Annotated in this window: 10 protein-coding genes; 2 read left to right on the top strand and 8 right to left on the bottom strand. The window is 47.5% G+C overall.

Features of this window, described 5'->3' with window-relative positions:
* Nucleotides 1-812 precede the first annotated feature (812 nt).
* A complete protein-coding gene (gene metH, locus JFC05_RS09105) occupies nt 813-4,628 on the top strand; it encodes a methionine synthase (protein WP_198336660.1) in 3,816 nt (1,271 codons plus the stop codon).
* A 448-nt stretch (nt 4,629-5,076) separates the two neighbouring features.
* A complete protein-coding gene (locus tag JFC05_RS09100) occupies nt 5,077-6,567 on the top strand; it encodes a hypothetical protein (protein WP_198336659.1) in 1,491 nt (496 codons plus the stop codon).
* Between the two features lie 68 nt (nt 6,568-6,635).
* Here JFC05_RS09100 and JFC05_RS09095 read toward each other — a convergent pair whose 3' ends face one another.
* The 8 genes from JFC05_RS09095 to JFC05_RS09060 all read right to left on the bottom strand — a co-directional run bounded on the left by JFC05_RS09095 (nt 6,636) and on the right by JFC05_RS09060 (nt 20,709).
* A complete protein-coding gene (locus tag JFC05_RS09095) occupies nt 6,636-6,791 on the bottom strand; it encodes a DUF2256 domain-containing protein (RefSeq protein ID WP_198336658.1) in 156 nt (51 codons plus the stop codon).
* Between the two features lie 15 nt (nt 6,792-6,806).
* Nucleotides 6,807-12,980, bottom strand: a complete 6,174-nt coding sequence (locus JFC05_RS09090) for a DNA repair ATPase (protein WP_198336657.1) — start codon at nt 12,978-12,980, stop codon at nt 6,807-6,809.
* Between the two features lie 219 nt (nt 12,981-13,199).
* Nucleotides 13,200-15,221, bottom strand: coding sequence for a flotillin family protein (locus tag JFC05_RS09085; protein WP_198336656.1), 2,022 nt, complete (start codon nt 15,219-15,221; stop codon nt 13,200-13,202).
* A 267-nt stretch (nt 15,222-15,488) separates the two neighbouring features.
* Nucleotides 15,489-16,145, bottom strand: coding sequence for a hypothetical protein (locus JFC05_RS09080; RefSeq protein ID WP_198336655.1), 657 nt, complete (start codon nt 16,143-16,145; stop codon nt 15,489-15,491).
* 107 nt (nt 16,146-16,252) lie between these two features.
* Nucleotides 16,253-17,248 carry a PD40 domain-containing protein gene (locus JFC05_RS09075; protein WP_198336654.1) on the bottom strand — a complete coding sequence of 332 codons (996 nt, stop codon included), beginning with the start codon at nt 17,246-17,248 and terminating at the stop codon, nt 16,253-16,255.
* 156 nt (nt 17,249-17,404) lie between these two features.
* Nucleotides 17,405-17,893, bottom strand: a complete 489-nt coding sequence (locus JFC05_RS09070; RefSeq protein ID WP_198336653.1) for an META domain-containing protein — start codon at nt 17,891-17,893, stop codon at nt 17,405-17,407.
* Between the two features lie 594 nt (nt 17,894-18,487).
* Nucleotides 18,488-19,588 carry a lipase secretion chaperone gene (locus JFC05_RS09065; RefSeq protein WP_198336652.1) on the bottom strand — a complete coding sequence of 367 codons (1,101 nt, stop codon included), beginning with the start codon at nt 19,586-19,588 and terminating at the stop codon, nt 18,488-18,490.
* A gap of 44 nt (nt 19,589-19,632) precedes the next feature.
* Nucleotides 19,633-20,709 carry an esterase/lipase family protein gene (locus JFC05_RS09060; protein ID WP_198336651.1) on the bottom strand — a complete coding sequence of 359 codons (1,077 nt, stop codon included), beginning with the start codon at nt 20,707-20,709 and terminating at the stop codon, nt 19,633-19,635.
* Nucleotides 20,710-20,740: the final 31 nt, after the last annotated feature.

The following is a 20,740-nucleotide window of genomic DNA, read 5'->3' as shown; positions in this document are numbered from 1 at the left end:
ATAGCAATAAATAAAAATGACGGTGTGCTGCACAATACCTATTTGATAACATAACACGCTACTTTGTTTATCCACTCTTTACGATATCTACTGATATGACAACTGATTGATAAACCACATTTTGACAAACCACATTTTGACAAACCGCATTTTGATAAACCACATTGTCAAAAGGCTTGTTAGTATTACTTATAAAATGCAGATCCTTATATATACAAATTAACATATGGCAATCATTCATCTATCCATATTTACGCTATTTTTTGTGCGATGGATGTAAGTTTTGTCAGTTTTTTGGGCAGGTTTTTAAGTTTCCATGGTCAAAATCAAAGCTTTATGTAATCTTTAAGCGAAATGATATTCATTTGTGCCGCCTTATCAAATGGCCTAAACTGCTATCAGCTCAAACATCACCGCTCAGCTGATAAGTGTTATAGTCGATACACTCTAAAAATGTCATAGTGCTACTGGGATGCTATTTTTAAACGTAGGTTGCGCAGCCTCTGGGAACGCAGCACGCAAGTAAAATTTATACCAGTAGCGCGTTTAAATCCGTAACATTTTTACATTCAGCTAACTATATGAGGGCGTGATTTTTGTGCAGCGTTTGATCACTCATGCTTAAACGCTTTATGATCATATGACACAAAGGAATATCGGCCTGCCCGTGTGCGATAGATTTTTCATGCTAAAATAATGCGAATTTGCCTATTCTATTTTGTGGTAATAACCGGTAGTTATATACGCGTTATGTACTGACACCTTTTTGCCCTCTCCTTTTTTAAAATATTGACAAAATAAGCAGCGCTCCTATGACTCAACAGCCGACGATTCAACAGCCAACCTCTCAGGCTTCTTCGCAAACCGATCACTCAGCACCGTCAGCGGACGACGGCTTTGTCCTAACACCACCTGCCGTCTTTCCTTATAAAGACCAACAGCTCACGGCTCGCGCGCGTATCGAAGCTGAGATGACCAAGCGTATCTTGATGCTTGATGGTGCGATGGGCACGCAGATTCAGACTTACAAATTGGAAGAAGAAGATTATCGCGGTGAGCGTTTTGCCGATATCGAGCAAGATGTGCGCGGTAATAACGATCTGCTCGTGCTGAGTCAGCCGCAGATGATTACCGATATTCATCACGATCATCTCGCAGCAGGTGCTGATATTATTGAGACCAATAGCTTTAATGGTACGCGGCTATCGATGTCTGACTACGATATGGAATATCTGGTGCCAGAGCTGAACAAGACCGCAGCGCAGATAGCACGGGCGGCAGCTGACGAATTTACCGCAAAGAACCCTGATAAGCCGCGCTTTGTCGCTGGGGTCATCGGCCCAACCTCACGTACCTGTTCGATCTCTCCTGATGTCAACGACCCTGCCTTTCGCAATATCACCTTTGATGAGTTGGTGCTCAATTACCGCGAGGCGACACTGGCGCTGATCGAAGGCGGCGTCGATATTATCTTGATTGAGACGGTATTTGATACACTCAATGCCAAAGCGGCGATATTTGCCATCACCGGCGTATTTGATGATATCGGCTTTGAGCTGCCGATTATGATCTCAGGCACCATCACCGATGCCTCAGGCCGTACGTTATCAGGTCAAACGGCGGAAGCGTTTTATAACTCAGTACGTCATGCCAAGCCGCTATCAGTTGGCTTTAACTGTGCACTCGGTGCCGATGCACTGCGCCCGCATATTCAGACGCTCTCAAACATCGCTAACACATATGTCTCAGCCCACCCTAATGCCGGCTTGCCAAACGAGTTTGGTGAGTACGATGAGACCGCCGAGCAAACCGCCGCTCTGCTTGAAGGCTTTGCCAAAGCGGGCATCCTAAATATCGTCGGCGGCTGCTGTGGTACTACTCCTGAGCATATCCGCCACATTGCAGATATGGTGGCGAACTATCCGCCGCGCGTGATACCAGAGATTGCCCCTGCTTGTCGTCTGTCTGGGCTTGAGCCATTTAACATCACCGCCGACAGTCTGTTTGTCAACGTCGGTGAGCGTACCAACGTCACAGGCTCGAAAAAGTTTCTACGTTTGATTAAAACCGAAGCCTATACCGAGGCATTGGACGTGGCGCGTGATCAGGTCGAGGGCGGCGCGCAAATTGTCGATATCAATATGGACGAGGGCATGCTCGACTCTAAGCAAGCGATGATTCACTTCGTCAACCTAGTTTCAGGTGAGCCGGACATTAGCCGCGTACCCTTGATGCTTGACTCGTCAAAATGGGACATTATCGAAGAAGGCCTCAAGCGCGCGCAAGGCAAATGCGTGGTCAACTCCATCTCGTTAAAAGAAGGCTATGACGAATTTGTCAAGCATGCCAAGCTGTGTATGCGCTACGGCGCGGCGATCATCGTCATGGCCTTTGATGAAGACGGGCAAGCGGATACTTATGAGCGCAAAATCGAGATCTGTCAGCGCAGCTATGACGTGTTGGTAAATGAAGTTGGCTTCCCATCTGAAGACATCATCTTTGACCCCAATATCTTTGCGGTCGCCACGGGTATTATCGAGCATAACAATTACGGCGCGGACTTTATTAATGCGACGAAATGGATCACGGACAACCTGCCCAATGCGATGGTATCAGGCGGCGTGTCCAACGTCTCATTTAGCTTCCGTGGTAACCCCATTCGTGAAGCCATCAACTCGGTATTTCTTTATCATGCGATCAAAAACGGTTTGACCATGGGTATCGTCAACCCGTCGATGCTTGAAGTCTATGACGACATCCCTGTCGAGGCACGCGAGGCGATTGAGGATGTCATGCTCAATCGCAATCAAGGCGAAAGTGGTCAGGATGCCACCGAACGCTTGATGACTATCGCTGAGAGCTATCAAGATGGTGGCAAGAAAAAAGACAGCACCGTCGATATGAGCTGGCGTGAGGGCACGGTAGAAGAGCGTATTGCCCATGCACTGGTCAAAGGTATCACCACCTTTATCGAAGCCGATACCAAAGAAGCATGGGAGAAATACCCCAAACCGCTCGACGTTATCGAAGGGCCACTCATGGACGGTATGAATATCGTCGGTGATCTATTCGGTGCGGGTAAGATGTTCCTACCGCAAGTCGTAAAATCTGCTCGCGTCATGAAGCAGTCCGTCGCGTGGCTAAACCCATATATCGAAGCGGAAAAAGTCGAGGGCGAAGTCAAAGGTAAAGTCCTGATGGCAACCGTCAAAGGCGATGTGCATGATATCGGCAAAAACATCGTCGGTGTGGTACTTGGCTGTAACGGTTACGACATCCTTGATCTGGGCGTGATGGTGCCATGCGAAAAAATCCTCGATACCGCTATTAGCGAGAAAGTCGATATCATCGGTCTATCAGGACTGATTACCCCGAGTCTCGATGAGATGGTCTATGTCGCCAAGCAAATGCAAGAGCGCGGCATGACCCTGCCACTGATGATTGGCGGTGCCACCACATCTAAAGCGCATACCGCGGTAAAAGTCGAACCGCAATATAGTAATGATGCCGTCATCTATGTGGCGGACGCCTCGCGCTCGGTCGGCGTGGTGACTAAGCTGCTCTCCAAAGACAACCGTCAAAGTCTCATCGATGAGACCCGCGAAGAATACATCAAGGTACGTGAACGTCTCGCGAAGCGCCAGCCTAAAGCGGCGAAGCTGACTTATGCTGAATCAGTTGAGGGTGGTTTTCAATACGATTGGGACAACTATACACCGCCTGTACCGAATCAGCTCGGTCAGGTCATATTGGGCGACTACCCTATCGATAAGCTGCTCCCTTATATCGACTGGACGCCGTTCTTTATCTCTTGGGGTCTGGCAGGTAAGTATCCAAAAATCTTGCAAGATGAGGTCGTTGGTGAAGCGGCGCGTGATCTGTTTGATAATGCGCAAAACCTGCTACAAAAAATGATTGATGAAAAGTTAGTCGTCGCTAAAGGGGTGTTTAAAATCATGCCAGCCAAGCGCACTGGCACCGACACCCTTACCGTTTATGATAAAGCGCTGAAAGACGGCGGACAGCCAACGCATACCTTTGAGCATCTGCGCCAACAATCGGATAAAGCCAGCGGCAAGCCAAACTTTAGCTTGGCCGACTTTATCTCACCGTCGGACACTCACACTGATTATCTAGGTGGCTTTACCGTCTCCATCGTCGGCACAGAAGACCTCGCTGAAAAGTACAAAGCGGCAGGCGATGATTATAATGCCATCATGGTACAAGCGCTGTCTGATCGCCTCGCCGAAGCCTTTGCCGAGCACTTGCACGAGCGCATTCGTAAAGACTACTGGGGCTATCAGGCTAGTGAGGAACTTACCAACGATGAGCTGATCAAAGAAAAATACGTCGGTATCCGCCCAGCGCCGGGCTACCCTGCCTGTCCTGAGCATACGGAAAAAGGCAAATTGTTTGATTGGCTTGGTACGACCAGCGCTATCGGTACAACGCTCACCGAAAGCTTTGCAATGTGGCCAGCATCTTCGGTCAGTGGCTTTTATTACTCGCATCCTGATAGTGAGTACTTTAACGTCGGTAAAATCGGCCGAGATCAGTTAGAGGATTATGCTAAACGTAAAGAGTGGGATATGAATACTGCTGAGAAGTGGTTGAATCCGAATTTGTAGATTATTAATGGTTTAGTGAGATATTATTGACTACATTCGGCGTACTAATTAAACGTTAGTACGCCGTTTTTTATCTTTATTATTATTTTTATCATAGTGTCTTTAGTCATATCTTATTTGACACTGTTTAATAGTGATGCCGCCATTTTTTATCTCTTAAACACAACTCAAAGAAGCTTTAACTTTTTTGTGCGACAACACTTATACCTCATCCTCTCAGCAGATGTTTACACTGTCTTTTCTTAAATATTCTAAATAGTTAATATTTTAATTCGCTTATCCAGATTATTTTTGTTATATTCATAATTATAGATATAAATAGCGTTTTTAAACTATAGATCATGCCGTAACCTTTTAACCTTTAAGGCATCTTTTAATATCAGGAGGAACAAGGACGTTCGTGTGAGCGCAGTTCGATTTTACATTTTTTATTCAAGGAGAGATAAAAATGAAATCCTTTAAATTGACACTACTGGCCATTACTACCGCGCTGTTTTTACAAGGATGTGGTGATGATAATGATGGATCGTCTACATCAAAATCTGATCAGTCAGATATCGATACCAATATCGTCGGCTTTTGGAGCGCAGACAGTAGTAATGACAACAGCTTGAGCGCCATATCTTTTATGAGTGACGGTACTTATGTGCAAGTTCAAGTTAACAACGAATCGCTGGTTGATGATCCAGAAGGCGGTCTTGAATGGGGAACCTATGAGATTAACAGTGAAACTGGAGAATTAACCACCACACAGCTGTTTGACGAAAATGGCAATATGGGTTTGTCAGACGCGCCAAACCTAACAGCCCGTGTATCTGACGGTAAGCTGATTCTGCAAGTCGATGAGAACGAAAATGGTAGCATCGATAGTGATGAACAATATAATTTCTCAGAAATCCAGCCCGATGGCATCGTAGGCGCTTGGAGCTTCGATGATGTAGACGATACAGATGATGAGCTGATTGGCGTGGCTTTTTTAGATGATAGTCAATACGTTCATGTACAGGTAAATTCGGATCTCTCAGTTGATAACGATGAAAATGGTCTTGAATGGGGTACTTACGCCATTAATCCAACCACCAATCAACTCACAACCAACCCAACCTTTGATAGTAATGCTGGAACGGGACTCTCAGAGCAAAGCACTCGTTATGCGCGCGTGACTGATGATGAGAAGCTCATCCTTGATGTCGACGATGATTCATTTAGCTTTTCAAGAACTGCTGTTAAAGGAACAGTCGATGAGCAGATGCTCTCAGGGCTGTGGCGCATGGATTTGGGTGATGAGGAGCTAGTGACTCTATCCTTTTTAGACGATGGCACTTATGTGCAGACGCAAGTAACAGGTACAACTTCTTCAAGAGACTCGGATAATGGTATTGAGTGGGGCGAATACTCGCTAAAAGCAAATAATGAATTAGAAATTGGCGATGTCGTTTTTGATAATAATGGCAGCGCTGGCTTATCAGGTGACGTGCTAAGAACCGTACAAATTACTAATGATATATTGACACTAGGTGTTGATGAAGACGATGATAAGGTTATAGAAAGCAATGAACTATATACCTTGTCAAAAGCCAAGTCTGAGAATGAGCTAGGTATTTGGAAGGCGCGAGCAGGTCAGATTAATGATGAGCTAGTACTGTTTGGCTTTTTAGACAATCAGACTTTTTTCCATATCGAAGTCGATCAAGAGTTGCCTTATGAATACAGTACTGTACCACTCTCTGGGATGGACTGGAATACCTATACTCTAGGTAATAATGGTCTGTTTACCCTTGGGCAGTCGTTGTATAGTAGTACAGGTGGTGACGACTTATCATTCTTTTATCAAATGAATATCAAAGTCGTAGACGATACTCTGACCTTCAAGGCCTATTCAGATCAGACATCAGTAAATAACGATGATGGCGAAACCGTTGTTTTTGATCGTCAGTAGCCGTCAAAATGCAAATGCAAAAATAGCCATAAAATCAAACTCAGCTTATCAATGAATAGGCTGAGTTTTTATTTGAAATATTCGCTTTTTGTCTTACTTCTTCGACACCGCTCCGAACAATAAATCACCTGCTCCCAATCCTTCTCCCACTTCTTGCGCCACGTAAACGGACGCTTGCAGACTGGGCAGATTTTTTGTGGTAAGTTTACTTTTTTATGTGCCATGATGACCCTTACCGATTACTCATAATCATCAAATATTTTGTTCAATCTATTTAGGCTATTGACAATCAGCTTACCAGATTGATCAGTACTACTATCAATCGCGAGCTTCTCATCCATACGCATCGTTAGCGGTGCAAGTGCATCTTTGAGAGCGTGTGCTATCAGCGCGGCCTGCTCTGTGACATCGGTGGTCGATGCTTGATCGTCAGCACGGCTCGATAGACTCTGAGCCATCTGCTGTGCCAGTTGCTCGAGCGCGCCCACCAGTTGTACCATCAGCTGTTTTTGCATCTCTTGGTTTTGCTTGAGGTACTCGCCTTCGGCTTTATGGTCGTGCTTGTAGAGCTGTGTTAGCTGGTTCATACTTTTCTCAAAGCCATTATCGATACTATCGCTGACGACTTTAGCATTGTTAATAAAGCTATCGGCAAGGATTTTTTGTGACTCAAGCTGGGCGTCTCGTTTGATTTGCTCAGCTGACTCTTTTAAACGCGCCAGCTGCTCAGGATCATTTTTTGTTACATAGCTCTCAAACTGACTGCTAATGGCATGAAAGCCGCTAGCAAGATCGACAAGCTGCGCGACGATACGTGCGCCGATATCGCCATCCTCGCCGCCCATGGCTTTGTTGCGCAAAAAGTCGGCTTTGATTTGCGCCCAGCGTGCCTTTTGATCCTCTGTCAGCACGCCGCGCATCTCACCAAGCTTCAGTAGATTGCTCTCTGCGCCTTGGGTGAGTAGCTGCGACTCGCCCAAATAGTGATCATCGATTAGCTGATCCAGCTCTTCTTGATTCATGACGGCCGATAGTTTTTCGGTCATCTTATTCATATTGCGATAACTGCCTTGCAGTTTAAATATCGGCTCGGTGCGGTATTTATCATCTTGCGAGGCAGAGGCAATGTAGGCCTGATTGACATCAAGAATGACTGCTTGCACGGCAAACATATGACGCAAGACAGCAACAATTTCATTAACTTCTGAGGTGCTATACGGATAGCTTAGCTCGCTAGCTTGGGCTTGCGCGAGGTTTGCATTGTCGGCCTTTGCCATTTTAATCAGTCGATGCACATCGCTTAAATCACGATTGGCAAGGGGCGCGAGTACCTTGTTTGAGGTCAAGGCGTTTTCGATATAACTGAGCGCAAACACCTCCTCCATACCGCTCATGATATCGCCAAGATTATAGATATCGGCGCGGTTGGCGAGCATATCAGGGACTTTAAAGGCTTCGCCGCTTTCGGTATAGGGGTTACCCGCCATGACCACACAGAACTTTTTGCCGCGCATGTCATAGGTTTTGGTCTTGCCTTGCCAAACGCCATCGATACGCCGCGTGCCATCGCCCAGTGAGATGAATTTTTGTAAAAACTCGGCGTGCGTATGCTGGATGTCATCCAGATAGAGCATGACGTTATTGCCCATTTCAAAGGCAAGGTTGATCTTGTTTAGCTCCTCGCGTGCGGTGGCATTAGGCGCTTTTTCGGGGTCGAGGGACGTGACATCATGACCGAGCGAGGGGCAGTTTATCTTCATAAAGATAAGCCCTAAGCGGCTCGCCACATATTCCATCAAGGTGGTTTTGCCGTACCCTGGCGGTGATATCATCATAAGGATACCCATCAGGTCGGTACGCTTGTCCTCACCGACGGTACCCATTTGCTTGGCAAGATTGTCACCGATCAATGGCAGATAGCTCTCATTAATCAGGCGGTTACGCACAAAGGATGATAGCGGACGCGGCATAAACTCATTTAGCCGCAGCTCGTCTTTTGCCTCATGCAATATCTCAGTACGCATTGCCAGATAGCGCCTATAGGCCGGAATGACTTGGCTGTCGTGATGATGCAAACGGCTTAAAAAATCATCGACCGCAAAGGTGAGGGTCTGCTGATGAATACGCTGATGCTCGCCCAATAAGCTGCCCACCTGTATCTCAAGCGCCACCTTACTTATACTACGTGCAAAGCTTTGTACTTGATTTAGCGGGTGCTTGCCATTGGATAAAGACGAGGAGGATGCTATAAAGGATAAGGTCGATGCCGAGGCATGCTCCGACGCCCTTGCATCAACGCTGACGCCCGACGCACTCAAGCGCTGCAATAAAGATGCGCGCATGGGGTCATCTAACTGGGTAAGCATGATAGCAATCGCTTCAGGTACATAATGGCGACCGATCTCCACCTGCTGCTGACGCTGCGCTTCTTCTTCTGCTCGCTTAGTGCGCACATCTTCGCTAGGCGCATCACCATCATCAGCACTGCTACCATCTGTAGTCTGATCTGTAGCTATGCTATCTAGCAAAGCATAAAACCAAGTGGCTAGTAGCTCATAGGCAGATTTGGGCTGCAAGGTCAGCTTACCAATAGAGGACTGCAGCTGCGTCATGCTTTGAGTAGCTTGCCCGCCGCTTCGGTTAGCATCCAATGCTTGGCGCAGCTGATCACACAGCGCTTGTGCTTGTTGGCTGGTTTGCCATGATAATGATAGCTTGTGATCGACAGTATCACTATCTAGACCACTGGCGAGCATCCCACTTGCATCAGTGCCAGCCTGCCCCATGACACTGACCAAGTATTCGCAGGCTTGCTGTACGTACTGGTGTTGAAAGATAGTGGCGTCATTGCTATTGCTAGTATGATGACTATTACGGCCTGTATGGCTGCCATCATAAGCCGTAACAAACTCGCGCATGAGCATGGTCATATCAGCAATTAATAGCGCCTGCGCCCGATCGCTGCCAAGGCTACGCCGCAGCTGCTCGGCAGTCACCGCTCTATCGAGCCAGCTGCCGACTTGTATCAGCACGTTTTCATTTAGCCAAGTGTCATAGCCAAAGGGTCGCAGAGCTTCTAGGCCAAGCGCTTGTACAAGGGACAGTTGCCAATAAAACAGCTGCGCCAGCGCGCGCACTTGCGGCGTATAAATAAGTAAACCGGCATCGCGTAGCGTGGGCAGGATTTGGAGCAATAGCAATGTGGCGTCATGATCATGAATGCCTTTATCAAACCCAAGCTGATAGCGCGGCGTGGCATAAGCTTTGACCAATGCGGCCAGTGGACTGCTGGCAGTAATCTCGCCGCTGCTATCTATCGTATGAGCCGTATCGGCCATACTGACCGTGTCGTCATAAGCCTGATACAGACGCGCCTGAGTCAGGCCGTCTTGATTGTTTTTCGCGCTCTCGATGATGCGATAGGCCAAGTATTCAGCGCGGTACACCGTATCAGACTCAGAGGCGATACTCATGTCCCAATACGGGCGCAGCGCATTTAATTCTACATTATCGAGCACTTCATAATAGTCGGTACCCGTCAGATGCAAATTGAGCACGCGCGTACCATCGGACTGCTGACGACTGAGCAGCGTTAAGTCCAGCGGCTGAGTGTTGACCGAAAAGCGATGACGGCCAAGCTTGATGATCTGCCCACCGTCTTCAAACAGATCCGACTTGTCTTTGAGGCTCTTATAGCTTTCAACCTGAATGGCTTTGAGGCGTGCGTCGATATCGTCTGCTTTGACGCTAAACCCCATCTGTTGTAAGTCTTTGGCGATGCTCCGTACTTTTTGTACCAGACCATCAGAGGCAAAGTAAGTATTGAGCGCTTCTTCCTCGGTAAATCCCGTGACGCCAGTGCTTTGGGTGCGTTTTTTGATACTCTCAAGCATCCGCAGTGCGCCATCGCCTAGGTTTTGCGCCCGGCGATTACGGGCATCGAGCAGCTGCTGTTTATGATTTTCAAAAGTATCAAAAATCTCTTCGCGTTTGGTGATGATATCTGCCAAAAACTGATCGCCGCCCCCCGTCTCAGGATCAGCAAACTGACTCTCAAGCTCCTCTAGCTGCACCAGTAGCTTGGCCATTTGCTCGTCTGATTTCTCCGGCGTATTGGCAATCGATAAGGCATTGGCAATCGACTGACCAAACAGCTTAAACTGCGCCCCAAATTGCGCAATCGCTTCGGCAGAACCTAAGCTTTTACGTTTATGATTGAGCTTGGCTTTGTTTTGATTGAGGCGCGAGTAAATGGACGATATGTCATCGATGATTTGCGTACGGACGGTGGCATCAGCGACATCGAGGGTGCCCAGCAGCTCGGTCAACAAGTCCAGCCCTGCAGCGGTATCGTCGATTTGCTCAAGCACCGGTTTGAGCTCGCTATTGGTTTCGGCGGTTTCTAGACGTTCGCTGACATCTGCTAAGATATCCTCATAGCTGGATAATGCCTCCTCACCGCTTAAAAACGTCACGGTTTTTTCGGCCAGCTCGCTCTCTGCTTCCTCCAATTGCTTTTGCAATGCTTGTAACTTATCACTATCTAAATAACGCAAGTCCTCTAAGCCGACCAGCCGACCTTTTTGCCGCCTGAGCGCCGATAACTGCGCCACATAGTCACTGGCTGACTCAAAGTTTGTGATTTTTATTTGCCGCAGGATATCATTTTGCTGAGCGTCGGCATCCGCTAGTGCTGCTTGGGTTTGTTTTTGGATGCTTTGGACTTTGGCAAACTCATCAATGACCAGCTCGGCGGTGGCGGTGACGTCTTTGATACTACCTGCAATATCGGCCAGCTCTGGCTCGGACAACCAATAATAGCTATCAAAGAGACGGCTGGTATTGTCGGCGAGCTCTTCATAAAGCTTTTGCGAGACGCTTTGATTGTCAATGAGGCGAGTGATGCTATAAAGATCTGAGATACCGCGTACCAGCTCTTTGTTACCGATTTTGCCATAAAAGCTCGTGCTTTCAGGCAACTCGCTGACATACTCATGCGACGCATACGGCGTATGCCATATCTGCATTGGATGAATGCGTGACGGCTCATTTTGCGCACTAAACAGCACCAAACGGCCGTTTTCAGCCAGCGCCATGCCGTTACAATAAATGGGGTTTGCCAGCTGTTTTTTAATAAGGTTATAAGGAAATAACCCCGTGATGCCAAGTGCTCGGTCATAAAACAAAAACAATACATCTTCGCCATTGGGCGAGATGATCTTACGTTTAAACTTTAGGTTTTTTCCCGTGCCGCTACCCGTACTGGTGTTGGCATCGCCATTATGAGCATCAAACAGCTTATACTCGCCTGTCTGCAGATAGTAGCCTCCAGGGAAGATGATGCCGTGATCCTCAGGCAGCTGCACACACGACTGCCCGATGGCATCCAGCCGCAGCACAGCCTCGGTCAAGGTGTTATAAACAAAGTAGCGATAGCTGTCCTCGCGATACGGTAATATCTTGAGCAAAATCAAGCTGCCCACCTTGGCATAATCAATCTGAGCATCGGTAAGCGATTGGGTACGGTCATCGACCGGCTCACTATAGATGCCCTGCCCTGACTCGGTATTGTTTTCGATTTTGATGGTCAAGTCACCGCCAACCGTTTCCACAAATATGGTGTCTAGGATATTCATGTGCGGATATTTGCCATTGATCATCTGCTCACGCGTGGTTTCTATCCACTCAAAATCATAAGCAGGTGGTAGCTCAATATCGCGCTCACCGCGATTGTCGACATAAGCCACTTGCGCAGCCTTTGGTGTGCCTTCGCTAAAATCGAGCGCAAAGCGAAACACCCGAATATCGCTGATACGCTCACCGATCTGAAACGCCAGCAAAAGCTTGCTGTCTTTGACCGTCAGCTGCATAAGGCGCGTTTGCTTGTAATAGCGGTATAGCTCGTTGAAGTCTTGCACAAAAGCTTGCTGATCTAAAAAAGTCCCTGCCAACTCGACTTCTTCTAACTGATACGCCTCTTCTTGATTGGCTTGGCTTTTCGGCGCGCCCTCCTCAGCCGTATCGCCACCATCAGTTTCCTTGCTCAGACGATATAGCGATAGCACATCCTTGATACTACTGGCGCGCTTAAGCCCCATAAAGACGTTGTAACCAAACAGCAAATAATCACCGACCTGTACCATATCTTGCGCCACGCAGTTATATTCGGTACGAATGCGCGTGCGGGCAATCACTTGCATCTGTTTGCTGCCAAACTCTTGTAGGCGTGCATTATTTAAAGTCGCGGTTTGCTGCTCTAAGCGGCTACCTTGCTCGGTAAGGCGTTTTTTTATAAGCTCATAGGCGTTACCTGAAGCGACGGCCTGATCGGCTTGACTGCTGGGCTGGGCTTGATTGGCTTGGCTATCGTTGTCGGTGCTATCTAGATTGGTTGGGTTTTGCGTATCCGCCATCGTGAGTCGTCCACTTCTGTTTTTATATAATAAGAGAGTTTTGGGCAATAAGAAAAGATGAGATAAATCTAAGAAAATCTTGACTGGTCTAAAAAAACGAAAAGTAACGTTAAGCGACAAAGACGTGGATAAGCTTTTTTAGACCAGCCAGCTCGGTACTGTCATGAGCTGACCAAAAAACCTGCCGCCACAGCAGCAGATTTTTGACTATCAAACATACTAATCATTATATTGAGTCGGCGCGTTATCTGACTTATTGGCTTTATTCATTGCCTGATTGGCCAGCACACCATTGAGGATACCGCTTAGGGTATCTGACTTACCAGCAAGGCCATCGATGGCTTTGCCGATAGAGAGTGATTTGGCAAAGTTGTCAAAGAAGTGGGCTTCGCCGCCGACGATATCGATTTTGGCTTTTTGGAGTGCCACTGCCAATACGTCAGCATTTTCTTTGGCAATCTCTTTACCAGCATCGATAGACGCCATGGCTTCTTGCAAGGCAGTCTCAAGCCCCATACGGAACTCCTCGTGCTCACGAGCCTCTTTACTCATGCTGCCCATGGCGTTGAACTTCTCAACCAGACCATCGGCCTCAGCTTGGAAGTGCGCACGCGTGACTTCGGCTTTTGCCAGCCCGACGTCGCGTTCAGCCTTGGCATCCGACTCACCGCGAGCGGCAACGACTTGCGCATTAGCCATACCAACATCGCGTTCGGCTTTGGCGTTTGACTCACCGCGAGCGGCGATTACCTCGGCATCAGCCAGACCTTTTTCGCGCTCAGATTGCGCTTCGGCCTGCCCTGTTGCTTTGATGATATTGGCTTTGGCGATGCCTTCTTTTTCTAGCGATATAGCCTTGGCTTCTTGGATGGCCGCTTCGGCAAAACCATGCGCCGACTCTTCGGCCTTGATTCCTTCAGCCAGCTTAACTTTGGCCTCAGCATCTTTGGCCGCCGCCTCTAAATTGGCGTTGGCAAGGGTGGTAATCTCCACCGCCTTATGCTTCGCTGACAGCTCTTCAGCTTCGGCTTTTTTGACTTGACGCACTTTGAGCTCTTCTGCATCTGCCTCAGCGGCAAGGACGCGCGTTTGCTTGTCACGCTCCGCCTCACTGACTTCGCGGACTTCTTTGATGCGCTCTTCTTCTTGCGCCACGGTCTTATCGACTGCGATACGCTCACGGATGACGTTGGCGATTTCTTTTTTCTCAAGCTCGATGGCACGCTCAGCTTCGATGCGCTGCAAGTCAACTTCACGCTCACGCGAGACGATCTCTAAATCCTGCGCTCGCGTCACTTTTTCTTGCTCGATGATGACGGCGCGCATACGGTTTTGCTCTGCAACCTCGATTTCGCGCTGCTGGTTTTCGCGCTGAATCGCCAGATCCTGCTCGACGATGATGATAGCGGTTTCTGATTTTTTACGCTCTTCTTCTTCAATCTTGCGCGTCTCGGCTGTTTCACGAGCGATGACTGACGCAATTTCGCGTTTTTGTTTGGCTTCGGCATCTGCTTGCTGACGCTCCAGCTCTAGCATCGCCTCGACGGTTTCGACGTTTTTCTTCTTCACCGCCAGCTCTTCGTCACGCTCAAGCTCATTGGTGATGACGTTTTGCATCGCGGTCAGCTGGGTGATTTTTTTGATGCCTTCAGAGTCCAAGATATTACTGGCATCCAGCGACACTTTTGGCGTTTGCTCCAGATAGTCAATCGCCACATCTTCTAACACATAGCCATTGAGATCATTACCGATTTCTTGCACGATGCTGTCACGAAACTCGCTACGGTTTTCGAAGAGTTTGACAAAGTCGATTTGTTTGCCGACCGTCTTTAGTGCTTCAGAAAATTTGGCATTAAACAGCTCATTGACCGCCACTTTATCAGAGGCGCGCTCCACCCCGACCGATTTGGCGACTTTGAGCACATCTTCTTCGGTTTCGTTGACTCGTAAATAAAACGCCACCGTAATATCGGCACGCATATTATCAGCGCAGATTAGCCCTTCTTTGCCGCGGCGATCGACCTCTAAGGTGATAAGCGAGATACGCATCAGCTCTTTTTTGTTGATGACCGGCCAGACAAAGCCACCATCAAAACGTACCGCGATTTTGTTCACGCCGTTGATAATCAGTGCTTTGCCCTGCTCTACCTTAAAATAAAAGGCCTTGAGCATCAAAAGGGCTGCCATAATAAAAACAAACGCCAGCACCACAACCACGCCGACGATGATAAGTATGTCCATATTTATTCCTCTAATAAAACGCAAGTGTAAAACTATATAATGTAAAGCTATATATCGTCTCTTTCATAAAATTTGACTGCGGTATCATCACAGCGGCGGGTATTTATTGGTGGGTATTGATTGACGGATAGTTAGCAGTTGGTCTCACTGCCATACTTTTTAGTCTAATAAACGCAAAGCCTAATGAACACACAGCCTAATCAAGACAAAGCCTAATCAAGACAAAGCTCAGTGCTTATCGCCTGTCCTCGATACAATATATCGCTGTTACTCGTCTTTGGCCGCCGTCACATAGTAGGCATTGGCGGTTGCGATATACTCAACCAATATGACCTTATCGCCTTGTTTCAATAGATTGTCAGCGCTCTGTGAGCGCACCTTGAGAATCAGTCCTGCACCGCCATCAGCCAGCTCAGCCTCGCCATGTTTGTCGGTCACGCTCAGCGTCCGCACGATGGCAACTTTACCGACGTTGCTTGCGGCGCTGCGTTTGGGAATGTTGGCGATGTTCTTGCGGATAGGCGAGATGATAAGACCAGTTAGCCACATCGATACCACCAAGACAAACACCAACGCCCCGGTACCAAACACATAATAAAGCGCACCTGAATGAAAGTATTGATGCAAAAAGCTGGTATACAGATAGCTAAGCAGCCAGCCGATAAGGCTAATAAGGGTTAAGATAATAATAAGCGGCACGCCATAAAGACCAAACTTGAGCATAAGACCGGTAAAAAAGCCCGTCGATGACAGATCGGAGATATCTGCCTCACCGCCAGCGTCGCCAAGCTCGACCGTATCCATGTCGGCCATGCCAAGTAACGATACCAGCCAATACAAGGTGACAAACATCACCAAACCCGTAAAGATCACTGTCGGATAAAGACTTATCTTAGTGATAAATACCGCAAAAGACTCCTGCATCAAACGCACACTCCTTATCCTACAACCAAACCGGCTGTTGCAACCGACTTATGTTTCGTTATTACCGATTATACCTATTTATCAGGTTCAATATACAACTTTTGTCGTCAACGTCCCCAAACTGGCGAGCGTATCACCCCGCCATCTTGGCTGCTGATGGTATAGCTTGGATGACCAGACAGTGAGTGAATCACCACATGACTGCGCTGCGAGCCGTCTACATCTGGCGCATACGCTGGATAAACGGCGTACGTACCCGAAGGCGACAGACGCGCTGGCTCATCGAGCCCTGTATATGCCAAATTGAGCACGTGCCCAGTCGCCAGCGTCATCACCGCAGCCTTGCGACCATTGAGATACGCCAGATGCCGTCCATCCATACTCAACTGCGGACTGGCAGCATAGCCAGCGGTGGTGATAGGCACGGCCGTCTGGGTAGCAAAGTAATAACGATAAAGACGAGGACTGCCTGCACGTACTTTGTCACTGACATAGACAAAACTCTGAGCATCAGGCGCATAGCTTGGCTGCACTTCGGTACTGGGCAACGTCGTCAGCTGGCGGGTGTCGCCATCACTGAGGCGCTTTTCATAAATATCAGCATTGCCGCCGACCGTAGAGCTATAGAGCAGATATTGACCATCAGGTGAGAATGACGCTGACATATTACTGCCTTCAGCATTGACCACCAGATTGCGCGTTTTACTGCTTTTATCATAAATATATATTTTAGGATGCTCGCGCGGTGCTTGTTTGCTATAGGCGAGCTGTTGACCATCCGCTGACCACGCTGGCGCGTAGATATAGCCATTGATTTGATCGATCAATCGCCGGTCGCGACCATCAGGACGGATACTATAGAGTGTCGATACTTTGGCGCTTCCTACCCCTTGCTCTTCTACGTAAGCAATGTGTCCTTGACGATCAATGGCAGGCATAGCAGCAGTTAACGGGTTACTATCCACTACTATATTGTTCGGCTTTTTGATTTCAGTGCTAAGCAATGTCTGACAGCCAGTGAGAGCTGCCAGTATAGCGATCGTCGTCACCCCTTTTATCATGATGTTATTCGTGGTTGGTTTCGACATAATGGTTTTAGACATAAAGTAGTATCCAGTGAAATCTATAAGGCATAACAGCAGCTTTACGCTAGTGTAGCGCAAAGTTCGACAAACTTCGGATAAAAAAAGGCCCCACATATGAGTGAGGCCTTATCAAATCTAAACAGAGTGTTTATATTGCTCTTATACATCGTTAGCTTATTTAGACACAGCTTTAAAGTAAGCCACTTGATTGTCATTTTTGATGGTTAAGATTGGCACTTTTTTGGCGTTTTTGCTGAGGCTATACTTGCCTTGCACCGTGGCGACTGCTGCTGTATCGAAGCTGGCTTGCGGTTCAGGACAGGCCATCATTGTACTGATGCCATTTTTGATCTGCACATCACCATTGACGACACTGTAACCTGCGCTCATGTTGTTGCAGGTATTCATAAATGCGACATAGTTTCTACCGTTATCATTCATAAAGCTCAAAGTGAGCGGCTTGGCTGGATTAAAAAATAGTGCGGTTACTCGCTCACCATTCATACGTTTGGCATCAACCAGCTGCCAGTTGTGCGCTTGGAGCGCCGTTTCGGTCACTGGCTGACTGACTGGCGCTGGGAGAGTCGCCGTCGTTTGACAACCAGCAGTAAGCGCACCTATAACAAAGGTGGCACCCGTTATCATTTTTGTCATATTTTTCATACTTATTCCTTCTATTGAATTCAACAAGTTTATCGCGTCTTAAGCTTGCGCTTAGGGCAACTGCTAAAGACCCAATCAAAATTTTTTTATTGCTATGAATGATCTTGAGCAGTCGCGATATAGTGTCTCACCCAGCGCTTGCTGTCATTATTAATTGAGTTATTACTTGGCAGATATTTGTTGCCCGATACAATCGCGACAATGTTGGCAATTGAGGGTAAGCTCCAGTCATCCAACGCACCAACTCACCAAAAGCTCGATAACTTTTGATGATTTTGGCTGGTGACATTTCTCTCAAACCAAAACACCCCACTAAATAGTGAGGTGTTTTTATCGCGCAACTATCGCATCTGATGACTGATATCGTTTATCGAAACGGTAGATACAACGTCAGTCTTAATAAGCGTATGTACCACTATTTTAGATCACATCTGTACCAATAATGTTTGGCTCTTCATTAGCAAAGTATCACTATCGTTGTGTTAAAGCCACAGCCATTGGAACGTACCCTTCCCAATCGCCACCGCTTATCCACACTTTTAGCATACCTGTCCCTTACATTACGGTAAGTTATTCAAGGTTAATAAAGTGCATCTATTGAGTCTGTGTTTTTTGCAGCGCAGCATAACCGGATAAACGCTTGCGCTCAGCGTCATCAAACAGTTGCTGCTCAAGCTGCTCGATCTGACTTTGCGCCGCTGCTGGATTGGCACTTTGACTCAATAGCTGCGCCTTTTGCGTTTCATACTGAGTAAAGCGCTGGTCAAAATTGGCATCCTCTTGATCGACTTGCGCCAGTCTCTTTGCCGCTGGTGCACCCACTAACTCTCGGCGCATATTGTATAGCGCTTCAGGGCTGGCACCTGCCGCTTTCATCTGTTCAGTGCGAGCCATAAGCTCATTAAGATTGGCTTGCTGCATGATATTGGTTTTGATCGCACCATCTGGTAGACGGCTCACATAATCTTGTCTGGCAGCCTGTTTTTGTGCCTCACTCATTTGCTCGTTTTGGTTGATTCTGACCATCTCTATACTATAGTCATCGTAGTTATCTTCTGCACCAAAGAAGGATTCGATGGTGGTTTTGTCAAAATACTGCTGACGTAATCTTGCCACCTCTTGCTTTTGCTGAGCAATGGCATTCAAATCCAGCTCACCGCTTTTGCTCGCTTGCAATTGCAGATTGCCATAGCGTTTTTCTATATCAGGCAGCGCTTTGAGATACGCCACATAGTTGCCAAAGATAGCGACCGCTTGGCTGGCCGCAGGCTCTGGCGTGTGATGGCGAATATAACTCTCGACACGCGCAAATATAACCGCTTCCTCCTCCTCTCCTATTGCTGATAAAAAATAATCGAATAAACGCCGTAAGCCTTCCGTAACGACCAACTGCTTGTTTTCATCGATGATGATTTCGCCGTCCACTTGCGTGCCTCTTAATGAGCGCGGCAAACGCTCCAATCCAGTGACAAATAAAGCATCGCTTTGAGCAAATGGTGCCTCAGCTTGAGTATTGCTTTGCGCCGTGGACAGTGTACTCTCAGACTTATCAGTGGGTGAAGCAGATAGCGACTGCTGAGTCGCCATCGGTTTATTATCTGGTTTAAACCACACAATCACCGCCGCCGCGATGACTATGATGACCACAGCGATTATAACAATCGGTAGATAAGCGGGGCGGCAATGTTTTGACATAGGTACGAGTTCTTAGACAATCATTAAATAGATGGTCATTGGGGTTAGAGATTGGCGTTTTTTAGGCGATTGACCTGAGTACGATAAATGGACTTGGGCTTAGACTCGCCCCATGCGGTCAAACCTAATACCTGATCGGCTGAATCTAGATGGTTCATGATGTAGTTGTCACGAATCACATACCCGAGTCGGCTTGAGCAGACAGAGACCAGACCATCATTGGCATCAAATAAAAACGGTACGCCTGTTACTGCAAGCAGATAATCACTAGGGTCAAGGGATCTCATGACTTGTCCTACCCCACTAAATGAGTAATATTTGATACCGTTTGCAGAGGTACTGGTTGGCTGACCACAGTAACTTGTTGGCATTGCTGCGGGGAATTTGGCATTGAATTTGGCCGCACCATCGGTTGATAGCGCCATGAGTGCTTGCCAGCCATCTTGCGCTTGTATCTCTTTAAAACTGATGCCTGATCCCACATCTGTAAAGCCGCCAATCAAATTAAACACCCCTGATACCAGCTGTGTCGTGACGTTTGATGGCTCACCTGTGTCATTGTTTGGTTCAAGGACGTTTTTGACAAAATCGGCTGTTTTTGAGCCTTGCTCTGGGCTTGATACGGCGGTGACCGAGGCGACGTATTTTGGTGCAACGCCAGCGACATAGCGGATGTCTATACCGCCTTGACTGTGCCCAAACAAATTGACTTTTGGATCGCCTGAAATGGCAGTGATGGTTTTGACTTGCTGTAATAGCTGCTCACCGCGGACTTCACTATTATTCACCGCTGATGTTTTGGTGGTGTACACCTCTGATCCACCTTTCATCAGCTCACTAGGAATCCCGTTGAAATAATCTAAGACCCCAAACATCTTGGTAAAACCGCCAAGCCCATGAGCCATGACCACTGGATACTGAGTCTTGGTATAACTGGAGGTAAAGTATTTGCTATCGACTAGCGTGCAGCCATTTGCGTTGGCACAATTATAGTACTGCCCTGCCGCTTGCGCTGAAGTGGTTTGCATGGTCATTAATAAAACGCCAGTACTGATAGAGCCCAGTATTGGTAAAAAAGTGCGCGGCGTGAGCGCAGCACGAACGTACGAGGAGAGCGTCATAACAACATCCTTGTCATCATTAATGGTGAGT

This window comes from Psychrobacter celer (genome assembly GCF_016107555.1).
Taxonomy (GTDB): Bacteria; Pseudomonadota; Gammaproteobacteria; order Pseudomonadales; family Moraxellaceae; genus Psychrobacter; species Psychrobacter celer.
This window is presented reverse-complemented; position numbering and strand designations above follow the sequence as displayed.